Origin of the sequence: Leptotrichia sp. HSP-342, assembly GCF_041199995.1 — a bacterium.
GTDB lineage: Bacteria > Fusobacteriota > Fusobacteriia > Fusobacteriales > Leptotrichiaceae > Leptotrichia > Leptotrichia mesophila.
In genome coordinates, this window is the sequence record NZ_CP165646.1 from 422,242 (window position 1) to 446,686 (window position 24,445).

Annotated in this window: 18 protein-coding genes, 1 tRNA gene, 3 rRNA genes and 1 pseudogene; 13 read left to right on the forward strand and 10 right to left on the reverse strand. The window is 34.3% G+C overall.

Annotation, left to right across the window (positions count from 1 at the left end; all coding sequences use genetic code 11):
- Window positions 1–6: 6 nt before the first annotated feature.
- From AB8B23_RS02050 to AB8B23_RS02065, 4 genes are all read left to right on the forward strand, one after another.
- Window positions 7–1,518: ribosomal RNA gene (locus AB8B23_RS02050) — 16S ribosomal RNA — on the forward strand.
- A gap of 115 nt (window positions 1,519–1,633) precedes the next feature.
- Window positions 1,634–4,537 (forward strand): 23S ribosomal RNA (locus AB8B23_RS02055).
- A 63-nt stretch (window positions 4,538–4,600) separates the two neighbouring features.
- A 5S ribosomal RNA gene (gene rrf, locus AB8B23_RS02060) occupies window positions 4,601–4,713 on the forward strand.
- The 16S, 23S and 5S rRNA genes sit together here with 1 tRNA gene alongside, the layout of an rRNA operon.
- A 13-nt stretch (window positions 4,714–4,726) precedes the next feature.
- Window positions 4,727–4,803 (forward strand) — tRNA-Asn (locus AB8B23_RS02065).
- 586 nt (window positions 4,804–5,389) lie between these two features.
- Here the strand turns inward: AB8B23_RS02065 and AB8B23_RS02070 are convergent.
- Window positions 5,390–6,016 (reverse strand): histidine phosphatase family protein, encoded by a 627-nt coding sequence (locus AB8B23_RS02070; protein WP_369713195.1) that lies wholly within the window; start codon window positions 6,014–6,016, stop codon window positions 5,390–5,392.
- Between the two features lie 567 nt (window positions 6,017–6,583).
- On the opposite strand from AB8B23_RS02070, the gene cobK reads away from it, so the two are divergent.
- Entirely contained in the window at window positions 6,584–7,378 is a 795-nt protein-coding gene (gene cobK, locus AB8B23_RS02075) for a precorrin-6A reductase (RefSeq protein WP_021744465.1), read from the forward strand.
- Between the two features lie 232 nt (window positions 7,379–7,610).
- Here the strand turns inward: cobK and AB8B23_RS02080 are convergent, their stop codons facing one another.
- The 7 genes from AB8B23_RS02080 to AB8B23_RS02110 form a co-directional block, all read right to left on the reverse strand.
- Window positions 7,611–8,072 carry a low molecular weight protein-tyrosine-phosphatase gene (locus tag AB8B23_RS02080; RefSeq protein WP_369713196.1) on the reverse strand — a complete coding sequence of 154 codons (462 nt, stop codon included), beginning with the start codon at window positions 8,070–8,072 and terminating at the stop codon, window positions 7,611–7,613.
- 21 nt (window positions 8,073–8,093) lie between these two features.
- Window positions 8,094–8,828: an NAD-dependent protein deacylase gene (locus tag AB8B23_RS02085; RefSeq protein ID WP_369713197.1), complete on the reverse strand. Its 735-nt coding sequence runs from the start codon at window positions 8,826–8,828 to the stop codon at window positions 8,094–8,096.
- Window positions 8,829–8,901: 73 nt separating this feature from the next.
- Window positions 8,902–9,834, reverse strand: a complete 933-nt coding sequence (locus AB8B23_RS02090) for a dihydroorotate oxidase (protein WP_369713198.1) — start codon at window positions 9,832–9,834, stop codon at window positions 8,902–8,904.
- Between the two features lie 37 nt (window positions 9,835–9,871).
- Window positions 9,872–10,912 carry a tetratricopeptide repeat protein gene (locus tag AB8B23_RS02095; RefSeq protein ID WP_369713199.1) on the reverse strand — a complete coding sequence of 347 codons (1,041 nt, stop codon included), beginning with the start codon at window positions 10,910–10,912 and terminating at the stop codon, window positions 9,872–9,874.
- Between the two features lie 246 nt (window positions 10,913–11,158).
- A complete protein-coding gene (locus AB8B23_RS02100) occupies window positions 11,159–11,563 on the reverse strand; it encodes an ISAs1 family transposase (protein ID WP_369713200.1) in 405 nt (134 codons plus the stop codon).
- Window positions 11,452–12,117, reverse strand: coding sequence for an ISAs1 family transposase (locus AB8B23_RS02105; RefSeq protein ID WP_369713891.1), 666 nt, complete (start codon window positions 12,115–12,117; stop codon window positions 11,452–11,454). The genes AB8B23_RS02100 and AB8B23_RS02105 overlap by 112 nt, the downstream gene beginning before the upstream one ends.
- A 99-nt stretch (window positions 12,118–12,216) precedes the next feature.
- Window positions 12,217–12,594: a hypothetical protein gene (locus tag AB8B23_RS02110; protein WP_021744259.1), complete on the reverse strand. Its 378-nt coding sequence runs from the start codon at window positions 12,592–12,594 to the stop codon at window positions 12,217–12,219.
- A 670-nt stretch (window positions 12,595–13,264) separates the two neighbouring features.
- Between AB8B23_RS02110 and AB8B23_RS02115 the strand changes: the two genes are divergently transcribed.
- Together AB8B23_RS02115 and AB8B23_RS02120 are read left to right on the forward strand one after the other, a co-directional pair.
- Window positions 13,265–13,489, forward strand: a complete 225-nt coding sequence (locus AB8B23_RS02115) for a transposase (RefSeq protein WP_369713201.1) — start codon at window positions 13,265–13,267, stop codon at window positions 13,487–13,489.
- Window positions 13,490–13,505: 16 nt separating this feature from the next.
- Window positions 13,506–13,715: a transposase family protein gene (locus AB8B23_RS02120; protein WP_369713202.1), complete on the forward strand. Its 210-nt coding sequence runs from the start codon at window positions 13,506–13,508 to the stop codon at window positions 13,713–13,715.
- A gap of 71 nt (window positions 13,716–13,786) precedes the next feature.
- Here the strand turns inward: AB8B23_RS02120 and AB8B23_RS02125 are convergent.
- Window positions 13,787–14,699, reverse strand: a pseudogene (locus tag AB8B23_RS02125) (IS30 family transposase).
- A gap of 807 nt (window positions 14,700–15,506) precedes the next feature.
- Window positions 15,507–16,151, reverse strand: a complete 645-nt coding sequence (locus AB8B23_RS02130; protein WP_369713203.1) for a DUF3298 domain-containing protein — start codon at window positions 16,149–16,151, stop codon at window positions 15,507–15,509.
- A gap of 405 nt (window positions 16,152–16,556) precedes the next feature.
- Between AB8B23_RS02130 and AB8B23_RS02135 the strand changes: the two genes are divergently transcribed.
- The 6 genes from AB8B23_RS02135 to AB8B23_RS02160 all read left to right on the forward strand — a co-directional run bounded on the left by AB8B23_RS02135 (window position 16,557) and on the right by AB8B23_RS02160 (window position 24,400).
- Window positions 16,557–18,266, forward strand: a complete 1,710-nt coding sequence (locus AB8B23_RS02135; protein ID WP_369713205.1) for a nitrite/sulfite reductase — start codon at window positions 16,557–16,559, stop codon at window positions 18,264–18,266.
- Window positions 18,267–18,270: 4 nt separating this feature from the next.
- Window positions 18,271–19,335 carry a sulfate/molybdate ABC transporter ATP-binding protein gene (locus tag AB8B23_RS02140; RefSeq protein WP_369713206.1) on the forward strand — a complete coding sequence of 355 codons (1,065 nt, stop codon included), beginning with the start codon at window positions 18,271–18,273 and terminating at the stop codon, window positions 19,333–19,335.
- A 372-nt stretch (window positions 19,336–19,707) separates the two neighbouring features.
- Complete coding sequence (locus AB8B23_RS02145) at window positions 19,708–21,456, forward strand: adenylyl-sulfate reductase subunit alpha (protein ID WP_369713207.1); 1,749 nt, start codon at window positions 19,708–19,710, stop codon at window positions 21,454–21,456.
- Window positions 21,440–21,769 (forward strand): 4Fe-4S dicluster domain-containing protein, encoded by a 330-nt coding sequence (locus AB8B23_RS02150; RefSeq protein WP_006805883.1) that lies wholly within the window; start codon window positions 21,440–21,442, stop codon window positions 21,767–21,769. Before AB8B23_RS02145 ends, AB8B23_RS02150 begins: the two co-directional genes overlap by 17 nt.
- A 43-nt stretch (window positions 21,770–21,812) precedes the next feature.
- Entirely contained in the window at window positions 21,813–22,715 is a 903-nt protein-coding gene (cysD, locus tag AB8B23_RS02155; RefSeq protein ID WP_369713208.1) for a sulfate adenylyltransferase subunit CysD, read from the forward strand.
- Window positions 22,715–24,400 (forward strand): sulfate adenylyltransferase subunit 1, encoded by a 1,686-nt coding sequence (locus AB8B23_RS02160; protein ID WP_369713209.1) that lies wholly within the window; start codon window positions 22,715–22,717, stop codon window positions 24,398–24,400. The genes cysD and AB8B23_RS02160 overlap by 1 nt, the downstream gene beginning before the upstream one ends.
- The last annotated feature ends 45 nt before the right edge of the window (window positions 24,401–24,445 follow it).

Genomic DNA, 24,445 nt, shown 5'->3' on the forward strand with positions numbered 1-24,445 from the left:
ATATATTGAATGAAGAGTTTGATCCTGGCTCAGGATGAACGCTGACAGAATGCTTAACACATGCAAGTCTTTGGCGAAGCTGTGCTTGCACAGACTAGCCAAGGCGGACGGGTGAGTAACGCGTAAGGAACTTACCCTGCAGACAGGGATAACAGATGGAAACGACTGATAAGACCTGGTATTGTCAGGCTGACGCATGTCAAGCCTGATGAAAGGAGACGCTGCAGGAGAGCCTTGCGTCCTATTAGCTAGTTGGTGGGGTAATGGCCTACCAAGGCGATGATAGGTAGCCGGCCTGAGAGGGTGAACGGCCACAAGGGGACTGAGATACGGCCCTTACTCCTACGGGAGGCAGCAGTGGGGAATATTGGACAATGGGGGCAACCCTGATCCAGCAATTCTGTGTGCACGAAGAAGGTTTTCGGATTGTAAAGTGCTTTCAGCAGGGAAGAAGAAAGTGACGGTACCTGCAGAAGAAGCGACGGCTAAATACGTGCCAGCAGCCGCGGTAATACGTATGTCGCAAGCGTTATCCGGAATTATTGGGCATAAAGGGCATCTAGGCGGCCCTGTAAGTCTAGGGTGAAAACCTGCGGCTCAACCGCAGGCTTGCCCCGGAAACTACAGGGCTAGAGTACCGGAGAGGTGGACGGAACTGCACGAGTAGAGGTGAAATTCGTAGATATGTGCAGGAATGCCGATGATGAAGATAGTTCACTGGACGGCAACTGACGCTGAAGTGCGAAAGCTAGGGGAGCAAACAGGATTAGATACCCTGGTAGTCCTAGCTGTAAACGATGATTACTGGGTGTGGGCATGAAGAGTGTCCGTGCCGAAGCAAATGCGATAAGTAATCCGCCTGGGGAGTACGGCCGCAAGGCTGAAACTCAAAGGAATTGACGGGGACCCGCACAAGCGGTGGAGCATGTGGTTTAATTCGACGCAACGCGAGGAACCTTACCAGATCTTGACATCCTGCGAATGCCCGTGAGAGCGGGCAGTGCCTTTGGGAACGCAGAGACAGGTGGTGCATGGCTGTCGACAGCTCGTGTCGTGAGATGTTGGGTTAAGTCCCGCAACGAGCGCAACCCCTATCGTTAGTTACCATCATTAAGTTGGGGACTCTAGCGAGACTGCCTGCGAAGAGCAGGAGGAAGGTGGGGATGACGTCAAGTCATCATGCCCCTTATGATCTGGGCTACACACGTGCTACAATGGCCGGTACAGAGAGCAGCCAGGCGGCAACGCTGAGCGAATCTTGAAAGCCGGTCCAAGTTCGGATTGAAGCCTGCAACTCGGCTTCATGAAGCTGGAATCGCTAGTAATCGCAGATCAGCAATGCTGCGGTGAATACGTTCTCGGGTCTTGTACACACCGCCCGTCACACCACGAGAGTTGTCTGCACCTGAAGCTGCTGGTCCAACCGTAAGGAGGAAGGCATCTAAGGTGTGGATAGTGATTGGGGTGAAGTCGTAACAAGGTATCCGTACCGGAAGGTGCGGATGGATCACCTCCTTTCTAAGGAGAAATAAACACAGCTTCTTCTTATATCTTCTATGTTTTATATTAGGACAATGAGAAATGAATAGTAGGTAAAAGATTACAATAAAACTAGAGTAAAAGTTATTCTGGAGAAAAAGCTAATAAGGGCACACGGAGGATGCCTAGGCAACAGTAGCCGATGAAGGACGTGATAAGCTGCGATAAGCCAGGAGGAGATGCACATAATTATTGATCCCTGGATTTCCGAATGGGTAAACCTACATATCTGAAGGATATGTGTGAAAACGGTAAGTCCGCGAACTGAAACATCTAAGTAGCGGGAGGAAAAGAAAGTAAAAACGATTCCCTAAGTAGCGGCGAGCGAACAGGGAGGAGCCTAAACCGTGTCAGTGCCAAGCGGACAGCGTTGCTGGCACGGGGTTGAGGGACTTCCATTAACGGATTGTCATAATGTTTAAGCTGCATGTGTGTAAGTGGAACCAGCTGGGAAGCTGGACCAAAGAAGGTGATAGTCCTGTAGAACATAAAACATATGCTGTGACTGGAAGCACCCGAGTAGCGTCAGGCACGAGGAATCTGGCGTGAATCAGCGTGGACCATATCACGCAAGGCTAAATACTACTGTTGACCGATAGTGAAGAGTACCGTGAGGGAAAGGTGAAAAGAACCCTGAGCAAGGGAGTGAAATAGAATTTGAAACCGTGTGCTTACAAACGGTAGGAGCACTTTATGTGTGACTGCGTGGATTTTGGTTAATCATCCTGCGAGTTATGATTAGTGGCAAGGTTAATAAAGTGGAGCCGAAGGGAAACCGAGTCTTAATAGGGCATTAAGTCGCTAGTCATAGACGCGAAACCTAGTGATCTAGGCCTGTCCAGGCTGAAGCTGAGGTAAGACTCAGTGGAGGGCCGAACTCACCGCCGTTGAAAAGTTGGGAGATGAGATAGGTCTAGGGGTGAAAAGCCAATCGAACTAGGAGATAGCTCGTTCTCTCCGAAATGCATTTAGGTGCAGCCTTGATATTAAGATATGCGGGGGTAGAGCTCTGTATGGTCTAGGGGGCGTATTGCTTACCGAAATCAAGCAAACTGCGAATACCGCATATTAATAGTCAGGAGTGAGTCCGTGGATGACAAGGTCCTCGGACGAGAGGGGAACAGCCCAGACCGCCAGCTAAGGTCCCTAATTATGTCTAAGTGGGAAAGGAGGTGGATATTCACAGACAACCAGGAGGTTGGCTTAGAAGCAGCCATGCCTTGAAAGAGTGCGTAACAGCTCACTGGTCGAGAGTATCTGCGCCGAAGATGTAACGGGGCTAAGACATAAACCGAAGCTGCGGAGGCGTTTTTACGCCTGGTAGGAGAGCGTTCTGTAGGCCGTTGAAGAGACGCCGTAAGGCAGTCTTGGAGGTATCAGAAGTGAGAATGCAGGAATGAGTAGCGAGAAGGCGGGCGAGAATCCCGCCGGCCGGAAGTCCAAGGTTTCCAGGGGAAGGTTTGTCCGCCCTGGGGGAGTCGGGACCTAAGCATAAGCAAAAATGTGATGGCGAATGGAAAACAGGTTAATATTCCTGTACCGCTGTTATCGCCTGAGAGACGGAGTGACGCAGGAAGGTATGCGGGAAGGCTGACGGAATAGCCTTTCTAAGGGCGTAGCATGGGCATGCAGGAAAATCCGCATGCCTAAATGTGAGACCTGATGGGTAAGTGCATCTGCATAAGCTGCAGATCCTACACTGCCGAGAAAAACTTCTATCGATGAGAAGCAGCGCCCGTACTGTAAACCGACACAGGTGGACAGAGTGAGAAACTTAAGGCCGACAGGATAACTCTAGCTAAGGAACTCTGCAAAATGGCCCCGTAACTTTGGGAGAAGGGGTGCCTGATATACCTGATGGGAGAAACACCCTGAGGGGAAACAGGCCGCAGTGAAGAGTCCCAAGCAACTGTTTACCAAAAACACAGGTCTATGCTAAGCTGAAAGGCGACGTATATGGGCTGACACCTGCCCAGTGCCGGAAGGTTAAGAGGAGGGTTGAGAGACTCAAATTGAAGCCCCGGTGAACGGCGGCCGTAACTATAACGGTCCTAAGGTAGCGAAATTCCTTGTCGGGTAAGTTCCGACCTGCACGAATGGTGAAATGATTTGGGAGCTGTCTTGGCTGGAGACCTGGTGAAGTTGTAATGCCGGTGAAGATACCGGCTACCTGCAGTAGGACGGAAAGACCCCGTGGAGCTTTACTGTAGTTTGGCATTGGGTTCTGGCTGCATGTGTATAGGATAGTTGGGAGACTATGAAGCCAAGGCGTCAGTCTTGGCAGAGTCGCTGTTGGAATACCAACCATATGCCGTCGGAATTCTAATCTGGAAACGGAGACAGTGCTAGATGGGCAGTTTGACTGGGGCGGTCGCCTCCCAAAGAGTAACGGAGGCGTTCAAAGGTTCCCTCAGGCTGGATGGAAATCAGCCTAAGAGTGTAAACGCATAAGGGAGCTTGACTGCAAGACTGACGGGTCGAGCAGGCACGAAAGTGGGAGTTAGTGATCCGGCGGTTCCGAATGGAAGGACCGTCGCTCAACGGATAAAAGCTACCCCGGGGATAACAGGCTGATACTTCCCAAGAGTCCATATCGACGGAAGTGTTTGGCACCTCGATGTCGGCTCGTCTCATCCTGGGGCTGGAGAAGGTCCCAAGGGTTGGGCTGTTCGCCCATTAAAGAGGCACGCGAGCTGGGTTCAGAACGTCGTGAGACAGTTCGGTCCCTATCCACTGCAGGCGCTTGAGTACTGAAAAGATCTGACCTTAGTACGAGAGGACCGGGTTGGACAGACCTCTGATGTATCAGTTGTCACGCCAGTGGCACGGCTGAGTAGTCACGTCTGGAACGGATAACCGCTGAAAGCATCTAAGCGGGAAGCCGGCTTTGAGATGAGTACTCGCAGTATCCATGGAGAACACATGGTCGATAGGCCAGAGGTGTAAGCGTAGTAATGCGTTTAGCTGACTGGTACTAATATTACATATGCTTTTTAGGTAGTCTTTTACTTCTACTATTTATTTCTCATTGTCTTAGTTCATACAATTTAATCTTACATAGTTTGGTGATCATAGCGGCAGGGATACACCCGGTCACATTTCGAACCCGGCAGTTAAGTCTGCCTGCGCCTACGATACTTGGATTCGTCCCGGGAAAATAGGAAGTTGCCAAACTTTTTTTCTTTGCGTCTCCGTAGCTCAGCTGGTTAGAGCATCTGACTGTTAATCAGAGGGTCGTTGGTTCAAGTCCAACCGGGGACGCCATTTTTTTGTTCAAAAAGGAATTCAGTTTGATTTATGGCTGTTTACTTTTATATCGCTATATTTTATTTATAACTACAACAAACGCATTAAAAAATTTGTTCCATTGAAAGTTTAATTCTTTTGAATCGCTATAAATACATATAAAATTTAAAAGGAGCGCTAGTCTCTTTTAATGATAAGATTCTATATAATCATTTTATATTGTATGATAATAGAAAAAGAAATTCATTCCGAAAATTCTGTACGTCTGCTTTCATAAAATGTTTATCTCGAAAGTATTAATTATCTTTTAAAGTCTCTTAGAGATATGCTAGAATAAAATCTATACTAGATAATTATTTATAAAAATATAAAAGTCCTAATAATTTTAATTATTCTTATAAAAATAATTATAAGAAAAAACTTAAAAAATTTAAATGAGTCGTCTTTAAGAAATTTGAAAGTGTATCTTGAATTTTTTGTGAAAAGTCAAGATATTTATTTCATCGAATAAATAAATGATGTTATAAAGAAGAAATTTTAATATGTGATTGACCTATTTTTATAATTATCTGCAGAGTTATGAAGTAAATTAGATAAAATTGATTTAAAGGATTTTATATTTCTCATTTTCAAAAGTGAAAATTCTGTATTGTCCGTTACCTATTAGTTTACGTTCATCTAAATCTTTTGCTTCTTTATTTTGAATGTAATTTAAAAATAGTTCTAGGACCGTTCCGTGTGTTACAATTAGGATATTTCCAGATTTATGTTTGTTTACAATTTTATTAATACCTTTTAAAAAACGTTCTAATCCGTCTTTCAATTCTTCAGCTTTTATATTTTTAGCATTGTAATTTTTTACTTCATAAAAATAATTATGAGCTTCTTTTGGATATTTTAGAAAGATTTCTTTAAAATTCATTCCTTGCCATTCTCCGAAATAGATTTCATTTAATTCTGATAATTTTTGTGGTTTTAATTTTTTATTAGTATCTTTTATCCTTTCAGAATTGTTGTATTGTAAAATTATTTCAGCAGTAGAAATTGTTCTGCCTAGTTCACTAGTGTAAACTGCTTCAAATTTTATATTTTTAAGCTCTATTGAAGTTTCTTTTATTTTTTCTATCCCTTCTAATGTAAGTGGTGAATTTAATTGTCCTTGAAATTTTTTTAAAACATTCCATTCAGTTTGTCCGTGTCTTACAATATATAATTTTAGATTATTATTCATAATTTTTCAATATATAAATATTATATATTCCTTTCTTTTATTTCTACAAAGTTTAGCTTTAAGAAAATATTAATTATTGTCTTAAAAAATATTTTCTCACAATAATAAGAATATCAGATTTTTTCTATATTGTAAAGTTTCTTTTTGAGATGTTTTTATATTTTATTAAAATTTATTTGATAGTCTGATTTATGGTGCTATATTTAACTTTTTGGTTAGTTTCACATCATTTCCTATTTAAGTAGCAAATGTTTAATGAATTTTGAATTACATACTATATTAATATAAAATTAAGATTTCTTATTCTTAATATAATTTCTATTTTTTTATGGCATTTAGTACAGCTAGGGACATTGTAGTTTTTAAAATTATTTTTAATGAAATAATTTAAGAAAGTTTTATTTTAAGTTATTTAAAAAATTATTCTTGAGCATTTTATAGAAAATTATAATAAGTAAATTGTAAATAATGCTTGCAAAAGTTGAAATTATTAGTATAATAATAAAGGAGTAGATTTAAATATATTTGAAGATACTAAAACTATAATGATTAGGAGTGGGAAATTAAATGATTTGGATAATTGGTGGAACTAAGGATTCCAGAAGTATTTTAGATGAAGTTTTGAAGGTTAGGGAAGATGGAATCATTGTGAGTACAGCTACCGAATATGGTGGGAAATTGCTTGAAGATGTAGCTAAAAATGAAAGAGTACATGTGATTTCAGAGAGATTAAATGTATTGCAGATTGAAGGCATGATTTTAGAAAAGAATATTGATTTGATCATCGATGCTAGTCATCCATATGCACAGAATATTAGTAATACTGTTATTTCAATGGTAAGTTATTTGAATGAAAGAGCTGTAGCAGGAGAAAAGATTAAATATGTGAGGTTTGAAAGAAAAGTAATTAACTATGGAAATAAAAATGTATTTCAATTTAATGATTTAAAAGAAATAATTAAATTTTTGGATAAAGTCGAAAATAAAAATGTACTAAGTACACTAGGCTCTAATACTTTGGCAGAAATAAAGGAAATAAGTAATAAAAATAATTTGTTTGTTAGAATATTACCGACAACGACTTCAATCCAAAGTGCAGAAGAGCTTGGATATTTACCCAAAAATATAATAGCAATGCAGGGGCCATTTTCTAAAAATATGAATATTGCAATGTTAGAAGATTTTAAGATTGATTATCTTATTACGAAGGAAAGCGGTGAAACTGGTGGAGAACTTCAAAAAGTTGAGGCATGTCAGGAATGCGGAGTAAAAATTTTAGCAATAAAACGTCCAGTACTGAATTATGGAATATTTTTTGACACTATTGAGGAGTTGATTAAATATATAGCAGAGCTGTTTTAGTATAAAAAATATCTTGAATATTTGTAGTATTTATACTATTTTCTGTTTAAAAAATGAAAATTATATTTTAATAATTAGGAAATAAATACTGGATTTTAATCCTTTAATCTAAAAATTTACAATAAATCTGTTATTTAAAAGGAATTCAGTATTGGTATAAAAATAAGATTGGTGCTATTCATTTATTTAAAAAAAATTTATAAATGTTTAGCACCAAATATTTTTAGTATAATTAATTCAAATTATTCTTTTTAATAAACTCTAGTAATGCATTACAACCTTTCACAACATCATCATAAGTTGTATCAAAATCACCGGTAAACCACGGATCTTTTATTTCTCGGTTTTCTCCTGCGTATTCTAACAACATTTTTATTTCGCCTTTATTTTTTCCATTTGTAAAAAGTTTTATATTTTCTATATTACTTTCATCCATTCCAATAATATAATCGGCATCTAAATCATCATTATTCAAAATTCTGGAATACATTCCCTCAACTCCGATTCCTTCTTTAGCAAGCCTAGTTTTAGTACCGTGATGAACTGGGTTTCCATGTTCCCAAGAACTTGTGGCTGCTGAATCAATTATGATTCTATCAGATAGACCTTCTTTTTTTACCATTTCTCGAAAGACTGCTTCTGCCATTGGAGAACGGCATATATTTCCTAGACAGACAAATAATACTTTTATCATTTTCACCTCTTTATTTAATTTTTATTTTAAATTTTTAAAAATTTCTCCTATACTTTCGTGTATAACTAAATTTGCAAAATTATCCTGCTCAGTCTTGGATTTATTTATTAAAACAAGATTTTTTCCTTGAAAATATTGCACAAGAGAAGCTGCTGGATACACGATAAGGGAAGTTCCGCCTATAATTAATGTATCGGCTCTAGATATTTCGTTTATTGCTTTTCTAAAAGTATCTGGATCAGGTACTTCTTCATATAAAGTAACATCTGGTTTTATAATTCCGCCACATTTTGAACAATGCGGGATATTTTCAGTTTCACAGATTTCTAAAAATTCTTCCATATTGTATTTTTTGTTGCAAATAATACAAGTATTGCTGTCAACAGTTCCGTGAAGCTTTAGGACATTTTTACTTCCAGCCATTTCATGTAGACAGTCGATATTTTGGGTAATTACAGTAGCTAATTTTCCATCTTGTTCTAGCCTTGCCAAATATTTATGAGCGAAATTTGGTTTTGCATTTGGATAAACAAGATGTTTTTTATAAAAATTGTAAAATTCTTCAGGATATTTTTCATACATTGTGTGGGAAACAAGTTCTTCTGGAGAAAAATTTCTATTAAGTTTTAAATTGTAGACTCCATTTGCACTTCTAAAATCAGGGATGCCAGATTCTGTAGAAACTCCCGCACCTCCAAAAAAGACGATTCTTTTACTTTCATCAATTATTTTTTGAAGTAAACTTATTTTATCCATTTTATCACCTTATTTCATTGTTTACTTTACTTTTTATTATTAAACCCACCATTAAAATAGTGGGTTAAAAAAATTATAAATATTTCAATTTTCCTCTGAAATCTTCGATAGTTTTGTATCCTTTTTTATCCATAATAGCCTTTAATTCGTTAGTTATTCTTTCAAAAGCACTAGGACCTTCCTTATGTAAAGTCGTACCGATTTGCACCATGCTCGCTCCACAAAGAATATGTTCAAAAGCATCTTGTCCTGTAAGAATTCCTCCCGTTCCAATAATTTTGATAGAAGAATTTAATCTTTTATAAAAGGCGTGAACATTAGCAAGAGCAGTTGGTTTTATATATTCTCCACCAATTCCTCCAAATCCATTTTTAGGCTTTATTACAACACTTTCATCTTCAATTACAAGCCCATTTCCAATGCTATTTATACAATTTATGAATGTCAATGGAAATTTATTGAATACTGCGGCTGCCTGGTCAAAGTGGACAATATCAAAGTAGGGAGGCAATTTTACTCCAAGCGGTTTTTTGAAATATGAAAAAATATCTGCCAGCAACTTTTCAGTAGTTTCCAGATCATAGGCAATTTGTGGTTTTCCTGGCACATTTGGACAAGACAGGTTAAGTTCTGTTATTCCCTTAAAATCACTTTCTTGAACTTTTTTTAGTAATGCGTGAGTGTCTTCTGTTGACATTCCTACAAGCGAGAAAAAGAAAGTTCTATGAGGATGTGTTTTCTGCAATTCCAGTAAATAATCTAAATAGTAATCAAATCCCAAATTTGGGAGGCCCATTGAATTTATGCTTCCTAAAGTTGTGTCGTGGTATCTAGGCTCAGGATTTCCAGGACGTGACTGTAATGTGGCAGTTTTGGTAACAAATGTTCCAGCTTGTGAATTTATCACTTGTTCCAATTCGTTTTTGTCATAACAGTAAACTCCAGCAGCATTCATAAAGCAGTTTTCAAACTCAAAATTACCTATTTTTGTTTTTGTAGTTGCCATTTTTCCTCCTAAAATTTATTATTTATTTTTATTTAAATTACAAATGCAAAGCTGATTTATAGTATTGGATAGCCAATTTCAATTGATCTGCTTCTTCGTAAAGTTTTGCAACTTCAATTACATTGTCAGAAATTTTAAGATATTCGCTGCCTTTCAAATTTTGTTCAGCAACATCAAATTTTCCAAGTTTTATACAGCATTTTCCAAAATTAAATTTAAGTTTTGCATCGTCAATTTTTTTCATATCAACTTTTGCATTTTCTCGTTTTTTACCTTCAAAAAAATGTCCATAATTTGTGTAGGCAAGATTATAGTTCTTTTCATCAGCAAAAATGTTTCCAAGCAGTGCAAAAGCTTCCAAATGATTTTCATCTGCAAGCAATGTTAAATAGTGTTTTGCAAGAGTAAGATTGTTTTTATCTGTATAAAGTTTTGAAAGAACCTCCTGTGCTCTTTTATTGTCATAGTCATCTGCTGCTGTTTTTAAATGTTTTTCAGCAGTTTCAATGTCCTGTTTTTCACCATACAATTTTCCAAGAAGATAATATGCTTCACCATTATCTTTTGCCTTGTGCAAATATTCTTCAGCCAAGTCAACTTGACCATTGTCATAGTAAATTTTTGCAAGCAACACTTGAGCTTCCTGATCTCTCTCATCAGCAATAGGTTTTAAATAATCTATTGCTAAATTTTTCTTTTTGAATAAATAATATAATTTCCCTAAGTGATATTGTGCTCTTTGATTTCCATTATTTATAGCTTGTTTATAGTAATACTCAGCTAATTCAAAATTTGATTTTCTTTTATAAACTGTTCCAAGTTTATCCTGTAGTTCAAAATCTCCACCATCAGCAATTTTTTTTAAATATTTTTCTGCTAAATTTAGTTTGTCGTATTTTAGATAAATATCAGCAAGTAAAAGAAAAGCCTTTCTATTTCCACCTTTAGCGGCTTCTTTCAAATATTTTTCGGCAAGAATGTCAGAACCGCTGTCATAGTAACTTTTCCCCATGTCATACAATCGTCCTGAATCATCATTTTCAATATTATCGAAACTTTCAAATTCGATATTTTCCATAAAAAGCAACCTCCTATTTTCAATGTTTTATTTTTTGCCTCCAAATTTGTTATTCAAAGTTTGGAGTTTAAATTTAAAATTATTACATTATTATATTATACTATATTTTTTTATATTTGTCATACTATTTCAGAAAAATAACACGACAAACGCATGAATATTTTAAACTATTTCTTTATATTTATTCATTTTTTTAACAACAACTTTTCTATAATATCAAAAAATAATTTTAAATATCTTCTTATATTATCTCTTTATCCTTCTGCTAAATTTCTTTCTGAACGGCAGTTCTTCCAGTATTGAGATTGCTAATTTCCTTAGAATATTTAAGTTTCTTGCCGCATTTTTGTTCAATGTCCTGCTTGCATCTTCTCTGAATGTCACATCCAGTATCCAATGATAACTTTCTATTGCCCAATGTCCTCTTACCGCTCTTACAAATTCTTCCACTCCCCCTGCTATATTCGTTATGTAATACCTTTTCTGTTCCTGATTTTTTCCATTTTCTTCTGTTGTTAAAATTGATGCACCTATCCCTTTTACTTCCTTCCATTCCTTATTTCTTTTAATAAGCCATTCTGTTTCTTCAGTATAGTAATATTCCCTAGTTTCCAGTCGACCCCTTTGCTTTTCTGTTTTCCTGCTGTACATTCCTTTACTGAGATTTTATCAAGCAGACGTAATATCACTTCTATCTCATTCCCTTTTCCTTCAAGCGCCACTTGTGAATAGCAGATTCCATCTTCTTTGGAATACGCAGATACTATGTTTAACGGGCTGTTGTTTTTATTCTTCATTCCGTTTAAAAATTTCCCATCAATATTCAATATTTTTCTTATTTTTTTATATTCCCCGGAAATTTTTAGCTCCATCCATTTTGTCAAAAGAACTTCTGTAACTTCAGGCTCTATTGTAGCCATGACTCTTTGAATAGTATCATGCGAAGGAACTCCGTTTGGCAGCTCCAAGTATCTTTTTAATGCTTTAAGATACAGTTTCCCAACTTCCTCAATCTCTTCCCAATATTCAACATTCGCAAGCATAGCAAAAAGAGTAATCACAACAATGTCACTTAACTTGTGTTTTATTTTTGAAGCCTGTCGCTTGTCCTCTATTTGAGTAATATATAGTAAAACCTCTTTAAAACTGAACTGATTTATTAAATAAAACAGAAGTAACTGCTTCTTCCAGTGTATTAAAATTATGGGCTATGCCTTTTAATTTTTTCTTCATATTAGCCCATAATTTTTCTATTGGATTTAAATCTGGCGAATACAGCGAATGTAGAATAATATTAGCTATACTTATAAAACAACCTCCTTAATTTTCACAATTCCTAAAAGACTGTCAATCAGCTCTTCAAAAATTACATCCCGATTTTTTTCATCTTTATAAAGAATCAGAAAGAAAAGATCTGAATAAAATTCTTTTTTTATCCCATTAATAAAATAGTTTCCACATCTTATATTTTTTCTATTTTTTACAACTAGAATTCTATCTCTATCATTTTTACGTTCTGAAAAATAAATTCCAAATTTCAAGTTTTCAAGCTGAATCTTCTCAATATTCTCATCTTTAATGTCATTTTCTTTAAATAAAAAACTTTCCTTCATCTGCTGATTTAAGCTTTCTATATTTTCCATATCTGTAAAACAGATATAATCTCTAAAAGCGTTTTTCATGATTAATTTCTCCTTTTATTATTTAATAAATTTCCAATTGATATTTATAATAAAACTAGATTTGGTAGTATTTATTCTACTATTTAAATTCTAATTTTATTAAAAAAATAAATTGATATCAGAATTTTAACATAATATCAAAATATTTTTTAGGGTTAATTTTATTATTTTTAAAATACGCTCAAAGTAGCTAAAATAGATATTTTATTTTTATATTTAACATTAAAATAAAATTAATATAATGAATATGTTTAATAGTTAAAATATAATATATTATAATATTTATAATACTTTATCTATAAAAATATTATTTATATATATTAAAATTTTAAGAACTAAAAATAATATACTTTAATAATTAAAAAATAATTAGTATTGTTGTAAAAATATATAAAAAATTATATATATAAAATGATTATTACAGCTAAGTCATTGAATTTTTTCAATTTTTAATAATAGATCCATTCGATAACCTTTCAATAAAGAACAATATCAGGGTATAATAATGTTGGTAATTAAAATGATAAATAATGTTTGAAAGAATAAAAAGATTTAAGGAAGAAAACTATCAGAAAATTGTACCATAGGCTGAGAAAAGCAGGGAGTCTTCCTTGCCTAAAAGAGGGAGCTTGTCTGGGACACTGAGATAGAGGTTGTACTGGTTAACGCTATGGAATGCGAGATTAAGCGTCCTAAACAGTGGAAATATTACTCAGGAAAAAAGAAAAAGTACACGATAAAGGCTCAAATAGTGGCAAACGAAAAAGAGCTAAGGATACTTAATGTCTCATTTTCACATGGAAGTATTCACGACTTTAAGCTGTTCTGCAAGAGCCGCGTGCATTTTTTAAAAGATGTCCTTTTAATTGTCGACAAAGGATACATAGGCATGTAAGATACACAGTAACAGCTTGATACCTAAAAAATCGATAAAAAGAAACAAATTAACTAAAGAGGATAGAAAATACAATTCAACTATTTCAAAGCGGAGAATCTACATAGAGCATGTGAACAGGCATATCAAGAAATTTAGGATAGTATCTATATGTTACAGAAACAAGGAAAGAAAATTTTCTATGAGATTCTCGTTGATTTGTGTAATTTATAATTTTGAACTATAAGTTATCGAACAGGTCTAATGATATTTATAACATAAATTGCAATATTAATTGCGACATTTTACCAAATTTTTTTAAAAACTAATTTCGTGTAAAAATTTTTCAAACGGCGTTGCATAGTTTAAACATTTTCTTGGTCTTGAATTTATCAGCATCAAGGTTCTTATCAAGTCTTCTGTATCTATTTTTGATATGTTGGTCTTCTTTGGGTAAAATTCTCTTAGAAGACCGTTGCTGTTTTCATTGCAGCCTCTCTGCCATGAGCAGTAAGGATCTGCAAAATAGAAATCTATTCCCATCTTCTCCACCTCTTCCCAGCACGAAAATTCCTTTCCTCTGTCTGATGTGAAAGTCTTGAATGCTCCTTGTGGAATACTGGCTGTCAGCTGTTTTATTGCTTCCAGCATTGAATTTTTGCTTCTATCTTTCATCTTTATTGCTACATAAAACCGTGTCTTCAATTCCACAAATGTTGCAAAGCAGGCTTTGCTTTCTCCTCTTGATGAAACTACCGAGTCTAGCTCCCAATGCCCAAAAATTTCTTTTTTCTTAACTTCTTCCGATCTATCGCCAATTGTCTTCCAATATTGAATTTTCCTCTCGTCTCCTTCCCTTTCTTCTCAAGACATTCAGGGAAACATCTAAAAAATTACTGTAAAGCCAGTTATAGATAGTTTTAAATGAAAGTCTCCCCTTTAATTCCCTGCCAGCAATTTGTTCAGGAGACCAGGTTTTGTAGAGCCTGTCCTCTATCAGATTTTTCAATTCAGCAGTAATTTTTGAGTTTCTTCCTTTATTAGCAGATTTTGTATTGGCATCTGACTAAGCATTCTCAGAAGAGTATTCGCCATTAATTCTTTTGATTTCACGATAAATGGTAGCCCTGTGCCTGTTAAGGATTTTGGCAATTTTAGAAATTTTGTAATTTTCTTTTAGCAGGACCTCTAGTTTATTTCTTTCATTTATGGTAAAATATTTATGGCTCATGATATATTTCCTTTCGTTAATGTTTTTGTGGTTACTAACATTTTAACACGAAATTATCATGAGTTTTTACATTTTTTAGTTTGTCGCAATATATATTATACAATCTATGACTTGTAGTGATAGAAATAGTTACTTCAAAATTGATAAGGAGATGATGTTTATGAGAATGAAAGAAGATTGTATGAAAAAATGGCCAGCTAAGACCGGTATATAATTTATAGAAAGGTGTGAATTCTGAATATATTATAGGACTGGATTTGTTCCCTAATGTTATAGATATAGAATTTCCTTATATTTCTATTAGTATTAGAAAGTAAAAACATGAAATCTAAAACTAAAGTTGATGTTTTACTGTTTGTTATTAAATATAATTTAAGAAAATATATTTATAAAGAAGTACAAAAATATGAAGATATAAAATTCTATAAACTAGTTGTTAACTAAGTTTAAGAGAAATAAGGTTCTCTAATTTTTTAGTATAGGAAAAATTCTAATCGAATAATCACAATAAATTAAAGATTTTTTAATTTAGATAAAAAATAGAGGCTGAACTCAAGATTTTAATCATTTTGAGACAGCCCTTTTTTATTCAATTTACGTATATCAAAATTTTTCTGATAGTTTTATTTTTTTATCATTATTTATCACGAGTATTATTGTTTCCTGATATTATTCTTTAATTCGAAACAAGTTTAGTAAAAAGAGAATTAACCAGCTATTTTAGATAAAATGAGAGACTTAATGACTTTATAGTTGCCAATGCAGACCACCTTTTGAAAGATAATTTTGATATAAAGTTTTTTATATTTATTTTAAAATTCCTATTAAATCAGTTAGTATAAATGGAATAAACACTTGTCCATCAGCAAAGTTTGTACCTTCTCCTTGATTATATATTAGAACCAATGAATCATTTTCTAAGTAGAAGTTTTGTTTTTTAGAAACAGCATCAAATTTGGCTACCTGAGGCAGTCCAAACTGTCTAAACTTATCATTAACAGCATCTGTCAATGCGTCATTAAATCCATCTACAAGGACATCCTTTAATTTTAATGGTTTTCCATCTTTTACATTAAATGAAATTCCATCATAAGATGTTATTTTTTCACCAGTTTTTGTGTCTTTTTCTTCTACTGTGAACAACACGCTTACGAACGCACTATTATCACCTTTAACTTCAGAAGTAACTGTGTAAATTTTATTTCTTGAAGATTTGTAGTCCGAAATGAATTTCTCCATGTTTTTGTTCATATTTTTAGTAATATTTCCACTTTTACCAAAAAACATTGGATATGAAACTCTTGATTTTCCTAAGACTTTCACTCTTTTTGTCGATTTTACAACACTTGGAGAAACAGGACTAAATCCTTGGAAGGTAAAAGTAGTATCTTCCGCTGCAAATGACAAATTAAATAAAATTAATGTCATAAAAAACAATGTTAATTTTCTCATTTTTATAATCACCTCAAAATTTTTATTTTTTTATTTTTAAATAATAACTAAAAAGTAGATTTTGTTACAATGATTCAAATTTTTAAGTTATCTTAATATATTATATACTAAAATTGATAAATAAGCAAACTTTTTTATTTCTTTGAATCGAATTGTCAGACTAGAAGATTAAAGATTTCTTTTTTATAAAATTTGTTTCAATTTTATAGATACCTATTTAAAAAGTCAAATAAAAATCGTTAATTCAGAATATTTTTTAGGTAAAATTATAAAATAAATTATAAATTTTGAATATCAAAATAATATTAATTATGGAAGTTTTTTTCAAAAAATGTTAAAATAATTGTATATACAAATAATATTGGTGAAATTTTTGGTTTGTGAAGAAGAGAGGAATGTTGGAATATGAAATTGAATAATTATGAAAGAATCAAGGATTATGAGGCTGAGAGAGAGAAAAAAGAGCTGGAGTTTATTATAAATTTGACAAGGGAAGCTTTAACTGATCCTGAAAAGGAGAAGGAATGGAATGCAGTTAGGACTTCATTTGCACTTTATACAGAGGGAAGAAAAAAAGGGACGTATATGATAAGACCTCGTTTTTTTGAAAGTAAAATCGACATTGAGGACTTTGAGTATTTATTAGATGTTGTGCAGAAGTATTGTGATAAAAGGCTTCATCTTACGACAAGACAAGATTTTCAGCTACATGGAATAGAAAAGGAAAATTTGCCAGACTTATTGGAGGCTATTTCGAAAAGAGGATTTTTTACGAAAGCGACTTGTGGTGATTCTACAAGAGCAGTAATTACTCCTGAAACAACTGGATTTGAAGAAGAAGTTTTTGACGTTTCACCTCATGCAAAAATTGTGACAGATTATATTTTAAATGGACGTGAATTTATGCATTTGCCGAGAAAATATAAAATTGCTTTTTCAAATAAGGAAGAAAATTCACTTTATGTAAAAATAAATGACATTGGATTTCAGGCGGTAATTCAAGATGAAAAAAAGGGATTTCGAGTATATGTTGGCGGAGGAATTGGACCAATTTCAACTAATGCTATTATTTTGAGGGAATTTATCGAGGAAGATGAGTTTTTATATTATATTCATGCAATAAGAAATGTGTTTAATGATCATGGAAATCGTAAAATTCGTGCAAGAGCAAGGCTTCGTTACATTATGCTAAATTTGGGAGAAGAAAAATTTTTAGAATTATGTAATGAATATATTTCTAACTTCTATGTTGAAAAAGGGGATAGCCTTAGAGTTTATACGAAAAAATTACTTGAGGAAAGAGAAATTTTGGATAAGGAAAAAGAATTAGAAAAGATAGAAACATTTTCTGAAGGAGAAAATACGGATGAAAATGTTAAAAATGATGAATTTGTGAAAAATAATGAAAATATCGTGGTGGGAAAGCGTAAAGGAGAATATGGGTATTATTTAAGACCTGCCAGAGGAAATATTTACAAGGAAGATGGAGAAAAATTGATTAAGTTTGTAAAAAGCCTTGATTATAAAATTGAATTGAAACTTACAAGTTTTCAAAGTATTCTGGTTCGAGGATTGAAAAAAGAAGATGTTTTAAAATTAAGAGAAATTATGGAAGAATATTATGGCGAAAACGAATTTTTTAATTCATACTCGTGTATTGGGAGTACAACTTGTAATGTTGGAATTTTAGATACTCCGCCGATACTGGACTATATTTTTAAATATTTTGAAAATGAGGAAAAGAGGGAGCTTACAAATTATTTGCCACAAATAAAGATTGCTGGATGTCCAAATTCCTGTGCGACACCGCAGATAGCAAAACTTGGATTTAGTGGAAGAAGAAAAAAAGACGGAGAATACTTTGCAATTTTTGCAAGAGGAGAATTTACAGGTAAAACTGTCAAACTGAATGAAATCGTGGGAGAAATAAAGGCAAGTAAAATTCCGTATTTTCTTGAGGACATTGCAAACATCATAAAAGAGGAAAACATTGAATTTAAAGAGTTTGTACATGAAGAAAGGTTTATTGAGCTGATAGAGAAATACAAGGAATTTGAACTTGAAGTGGTTGATTTCAATGATTTCCGTAAAGCTGATATGGAAAGGGCGTGGTAGATGAATGTATGTGGAACTAAAAAATATTAACAAAATGTATAATAGCTACAAAGCGTCAGATAATATAAATTTAGGGATTAGAAAAGGAAAGCTGGTAGCTTTGCTAGGACCAAGTGGAAGTGGAAAATCCACGATTTTACGGATGATTGCAGGACTGGAAACACCTGATACTGGGGAGATTATAATTGACGGAAAAGTTGTAAATGATGTTTCTCCAAGTAAAAGGGGAATTGGCTTTGTTTTTCAGAATTATGCGTTATTTCGGTACATGACTGTGTTTGACAATATTGCATTTGGATTAAAGATTGCAAAAGTGAAAAAGTCCATTATAAAGGAACGTGTGGAAAAACTGATGGTGCTTGTGAATATAAAAGGACTTGGGAAACGGTATCCAAACCAGCTCTCAGGAGGACAGCGGCAAAGAGTGGCATTTGCAAGGGCATTAGCTCCTCATCCTGAATTATTGCTGTTAGATGAGCCTTTTGCTGCAATTGATGCTAAAGTTAGGCAGGAACTTCGGAACTGGCTACGTGAAACAATTGATAAAGTGGGAATTACGAGCATTTTTGTAACACACGACCAGGAAGAGGCAATAGAAGTGGCGGATGAAATCATTGTAACAAATAAAGGAAGAATCGAACAAATTGGAAGTCCAAAAGAAATTTATTCCAATCCCAAAACAGCATTTGTAGCCAAATTTATGGGAAACCCAATAGAACTGGAAAATATAAACAGATTTAAAGGTTTTGAAAACTTGAAAAATGGACAAAAAGCAATAATCCGTCCAGAAAACGTAAGTATTATAAAGGCAAATGAAAAATTTAGATATTCAGCTTCAACAGAGAACGGAATTGTTAAATATACATTATTTCGTGGAAAAGAAGTAGAAATTGGTGTACAAATAAACGGCACTTTAATAAAAGGAAATCGTAAAATTGAAGAAGATGCTGTATCTATGGGAGAAGAAGTCAATATTTATATATATCGTGCCTATGCCTTTGGGGAAAATGAGGAAGTGGAAATTGTGGAAAATGAAAATACAAGAAATCAAAATGATGTCGTTATTTAAAAAAACTGAAAAAAGATTTTTTAAATATCTAAAAATGTTTTTATATAAATTTTTTCAAAGAAATTATGATTAATAGAGAATTTTTCTGTAATTTTTCTGTTTTTTCTTTTTTATAAAGCAAAGGGAAACAGTCGCCATCCCCTTTGCAAACCCGGCTTGTCTAAGCATTTTTTGGAAACAAAAATTAAACTCGCTTCGCTCAGACAATAATTTTTATTTCCAAAAAATCACGACATTTTTAATTATGAAAATTAATTTGATTAAAAAGATTTTAAAACAAAATATTGATAAATAAAAAAAGAAAAATAATACAGTTTAATAGTATTGAATGGAGTAGCTAATATCATTAAAATTAATAAAAGAGGTGATTTTATGTTAGAGAATAAGGAGGACAAAAATAATAAGGGAAGAAAAAAATTTGAAATAAAGGAATTGGAAACGGATGTATTGATTATTGGTGGGGGAACTGCTGGATGTTATGCAGCTATTACGCTTGGAAAAAATTCTGATTTATCGGTAATTGTGGCAGAGAAGGCGAATATTAAGAGGAGCGGGTGTCTTGCGGCTGGGATTAATGCAATAAATGCGTATAATGTGAAAGGACGTGTGCCACAGGATTATGTGGATTACGCGGCAAAGGATGCCAATGGAATTGTGCGGCACGATTTGTTAATTACTGCTGCGAATAGATTTAATGAGATTACCGCTGAAGTAGAAAAGTTGGGGCTTGTGATTTTGAAAGATGAGAATGGAGAGTATGTTGCACGTGGAAATAGAAATATAAAAATAAATGGAGAAAATTTTAAGCCGATACTTGCTGATGCTGTGAAAAAAACAAAAAATGTGAGAGTTCTGAATACACTTAATATTACGGATTTACTTGTGAAGGACGGGAAAGTTTATGGCGCGGTTGGATTTTCTATAAAAAAAGAAGAAGTATTTGTGATTAGGGCGAAAAAAGTGATAATTTCGACTGGAGGAGCGGCTGGACTTTATAAGCCTAATAATCCTGGATTTTCAAGGCATAAGATGTGGTATCCGCCATTTAATACTGGGGCAGGATATGCGATGGGAATTCTGGCTGGAGCAGAAATGACAACTTTTGAGATGAGATTTATTGCTTTGAGATGTAAGGATACAATTGCGCCAGTTGGAACGATTGCCCAAGGAGTTGGAGCGAAACAGGTAAATTCAAGAGGGATGGTTTATGAGGATAAATATGGGCTTACAACGAGTGAGCGTGTTTATGGGACCGTGCGTGAAAATCAACTTGGAAATGGACCTTGTTACTTGAAGACAAGTGGAATTAGTGAAGAAGAAAGTGAAAGTTTGTTAAAGGCATATTTGAATATGGCGCCAAGTCAGACATTAAAATGGATTGAAAGCGGAAAGAATCCGAGTGAGCAGGATGTTGAAATTGAAGGGACAGAGCCGTATATTGTCGGTGGGCATACTGCAAGCGGCTTTTGGGTAAATACGAATAGAGAAACTACAATTAATGGACTTTATGCAGCTGGAGATGTAGCTGGAGGTTGTCCGCAGAAATATGTTACAGGTGCACTGGCTGAAGGTGAAATTGCGGCGCTTGACATAATTTCAAAGTTAGCTGATAAAAAAAATATTAATTGTGGAAAAATTGATGAAAATGTGGAAAACTTCTTGAATGAACAAAAGAATCAAATTATTAAGCAGTATGAAAAAATAAGAAATACAGAAGCCAAAAGATTTTCAACGGAAGATATGGAAGAAGGAATGCAAAAAATTATGGATGAATATGCAGGTGGAATCTCAACAAACTATCAATTTAATGAAAAGCAGCTAAATTTGGCAAAACAGAAAATTGATCAGCTTATAGAGCTTTCTGATGAGCTTTCGGCAGAAAATATGCATGATTTAATGTTTGCTTATGAGCTGAAAGAGAGATTGATAGTGTGTAAATCGCTAATTGAGCATCTTTTTTTCAGAAAGGAAACGAGATGGCATTCGTTTAATGAAAATCTGGATTATCCTGAAACTGACGAAAACTATTTTAAATATGTGAATTCGAGGTTAGTTAACGGAGAACTGAAAGTATTTATGAGGGAAATTGTTAAGGAGGAGAAATATGAGCATAGTAATTGATCCGTATGTGTGTATAGGATGTACAAAATGTACGCTGGTATGTCCAGGGACTTTAATTGAAATGCAGAAAGTGGATGACATGAAAATTGAAAAGGCGGTTATGCAATATCCGAAAGATTGCTGGGGCTGTGTTTCCTGCGTGAAGGAATGCCCAGTTCAGGCAATTTCATTTTTCCTTGGGGCAGATATTGGCGGAAATGGAAGCACAATGACAACGAAGGAAGAAGGAGATGTTCTGAAATGGATTATTGAAAAAAGAGACGGAACTGTGGAGGAAATTGATATAAACAGGAAAGATGCGAATAAATATTGATGAAATTTAACAAAAAATAAAAAAAAGAAAGGGTGATTTATATATGAATGAATTATCTCATTTAGATGAACTGGAAGCGGAGGCGATATATATTATTCGGGAAGTTGCGGCTGAATGTGAAAATCCTGTTATGCTTTATTCAATTGGAAAGGATAGCTCAGTTATGTTACATTTGGCGATGAAGGCATTTTATCCTGAAAGACCGCCTTTTCCATTTCTACACGTAAATACTGGTTGGAAATTTAAGGAAATGATTAATTTTCGTGATAAAAGGGCGAAAGAACTTGGAATTGAAATGATTGAATATATCAATCCTGAAGGAGTTGAAAAAAATATTAATCCATTTGATCATGGCTCTTCATTTACAGATATTATGAAAACACAAGCGTTGAAACAGGCACTTAATAAATATGGATTTACTGCGGCATTTGGTGGAGGTCGTAGAGATGAGGAAAAAAGTCGTGCTAAAGAAAGAATTTTCTCATTTAGAAATGCAGCACAAGCATGGGATCCCAAAAATCAACGTCCAGAAATGTGGAAACTTTACAATACAGAGATTAGTAAAGGTGAAAGTATTAGAGTTTTCCCAATTTCCAACTGGACGGAAAAGGATATTTGGGAGTATATTCAAAGGGAGAATATACCTATTGTTTCACTTTATTCGGCGGCAGAACGTCCTGTTGTGGAAAGGGATGGAAATTTGATAATGGTTGATGATGAGAGAATGAAACTGGAAGAAGGTGAAGAGCCTGAAATTAGGATGGTTCGTTTTAGAACTTTAGGAGATTATCCGTTATCAGGGGCTGTGGACTCAAATGCTGTAACTTTGGAGGAAATAATAGATGAAACGTTAAGTTCGGTGGAATCTGAAAGAACAAGCAGGGTTATTGACAAGGACAGCGGAGCGGCAAGCATGGAAAAAAGAAAAAGAGAGGGGTATTTTTAATGGTAAGATTATTAAAATTTATAACTTGTGGAAGTGTGGATGACGGAAAATCTACATTAATTGGAAATATCCTTTACAATTCTAAACTGCTTTATGCGGATCAGGAAGAAGCGTTAATTTTAGACAGTAAAGTCGGTTCACGTGGAGGTGCAATCGATTATTCGCTACTTTTGGATGGATTGATGGCTGAAAGGGAGCAAGGAATCACAATAGATGTGGCATATCGGTATTTTACAACAAATAAACGGAGCTTTATTGTGGCTGATACGCCAGGGCATGAGGAATATACTCGAAATATGGCGGTTGGAGCTTCTTTTGCGGAAGTGGCAATTTTACTTTTGGACGTTACAAAAGGAGTGCTTGTACAAACAAGAAGACATGCGAGAATTTGCTCGATGGTTGGAATAAAACACTTTGTCTTTGCAGTAAATAAAATGGATTTAGCAAAATACAGCGAAGAAAAATTTAATAAAATTGTCGATGAAGTGAAGGAATTAGCGAAAGAACTGGAATTAGAAAATATAAAAATAATTCCCGTGAGTGCCACAGAAGGCGATAATGTTACGAAAAAATCTGAAAACATGGACTGGTATAAGGGCGAGAGCATTATAGAATATCTTGAAACAGTGGATGTGACAGAAAATAAGGAAAATTCAGACTTTTATATCCCAATCCAGCGTGTATGCCGTCCAAATCACGAATTTAGAGGATTTCAGGGGCAAATTGAAAGTGGAATCATACGAACTGGAGAAGAAATCACTGTTTTGCCAAGTAATGAAACTGCAATTGTTAAAACGATTTTGAATGGAGATAAAAATGTAGAAGAGGCATTTTCTGGACAGGCTGTTACAATTCAGCTGGACAAGGAAGTGGATGTGAGCCGTGGTTCTGTTATTACAAAAAACAAAAATCTTCCAGTTGCAAAATCGGTTGAAGCCGTATTATTGTGGATGGATGATGACAAATTAACAGCTGGAAAGGAATATTTGGCAAAACTTGGAACAAAGAAACTTTCTGCAATATTAAAGGAAATTGTATATAAAATTGATGTGAATACAGGAGAAAAAATTGAAACACAAAGTATCACAAAAAATGAAATTGCATTTTGCAAAATAGAATTTTCAGATAAAGTTATTGTTGATTTGTTCAAAAAAAATAAGGCTTTGGGAGAATTGATACTGATTGACAGGCTTTCACATCAGACTGCCGCTGCAGGAGTAGTGGAAAATATTGATACAATTGGAGAAAAACCTTATTTTGAAAAGGATGACATAAAAATTGACGGATACATTTTTGAAGAACTGTATTTCGATTTTGAAAATGCGAGAATGTCTAAAGAAGGAACAAAAGAAAAAACATACCATGTAGGCGATGAAGTGCCTCAAAAAGGAGATAGTTTTGAATATCCGCAATATTATGACATTATATCACTTGAAAGTGAGGCGGCAGTTTTAGTGCGAGACTGTAAAATTTTTGATATTGTTAAATTGGAAGATTATCATTTTACAGGACTGCCAATATTAGATACAGCAGGATTTGGATTGCAGATTAAAACTAGGGAAGATATGAAAAATTATCTTTTAGACTACAATCAAAATGTAAATAAAGTGGGAATTCACAAAAAATGGGCTAAATTTGAAACTTACAGAAGAGTAGTAAGTGGGGATAATTTTTATATGATTTAATATTAATCGGATTATTGAATAGACAGATTTTATAAAAAGGGGGAA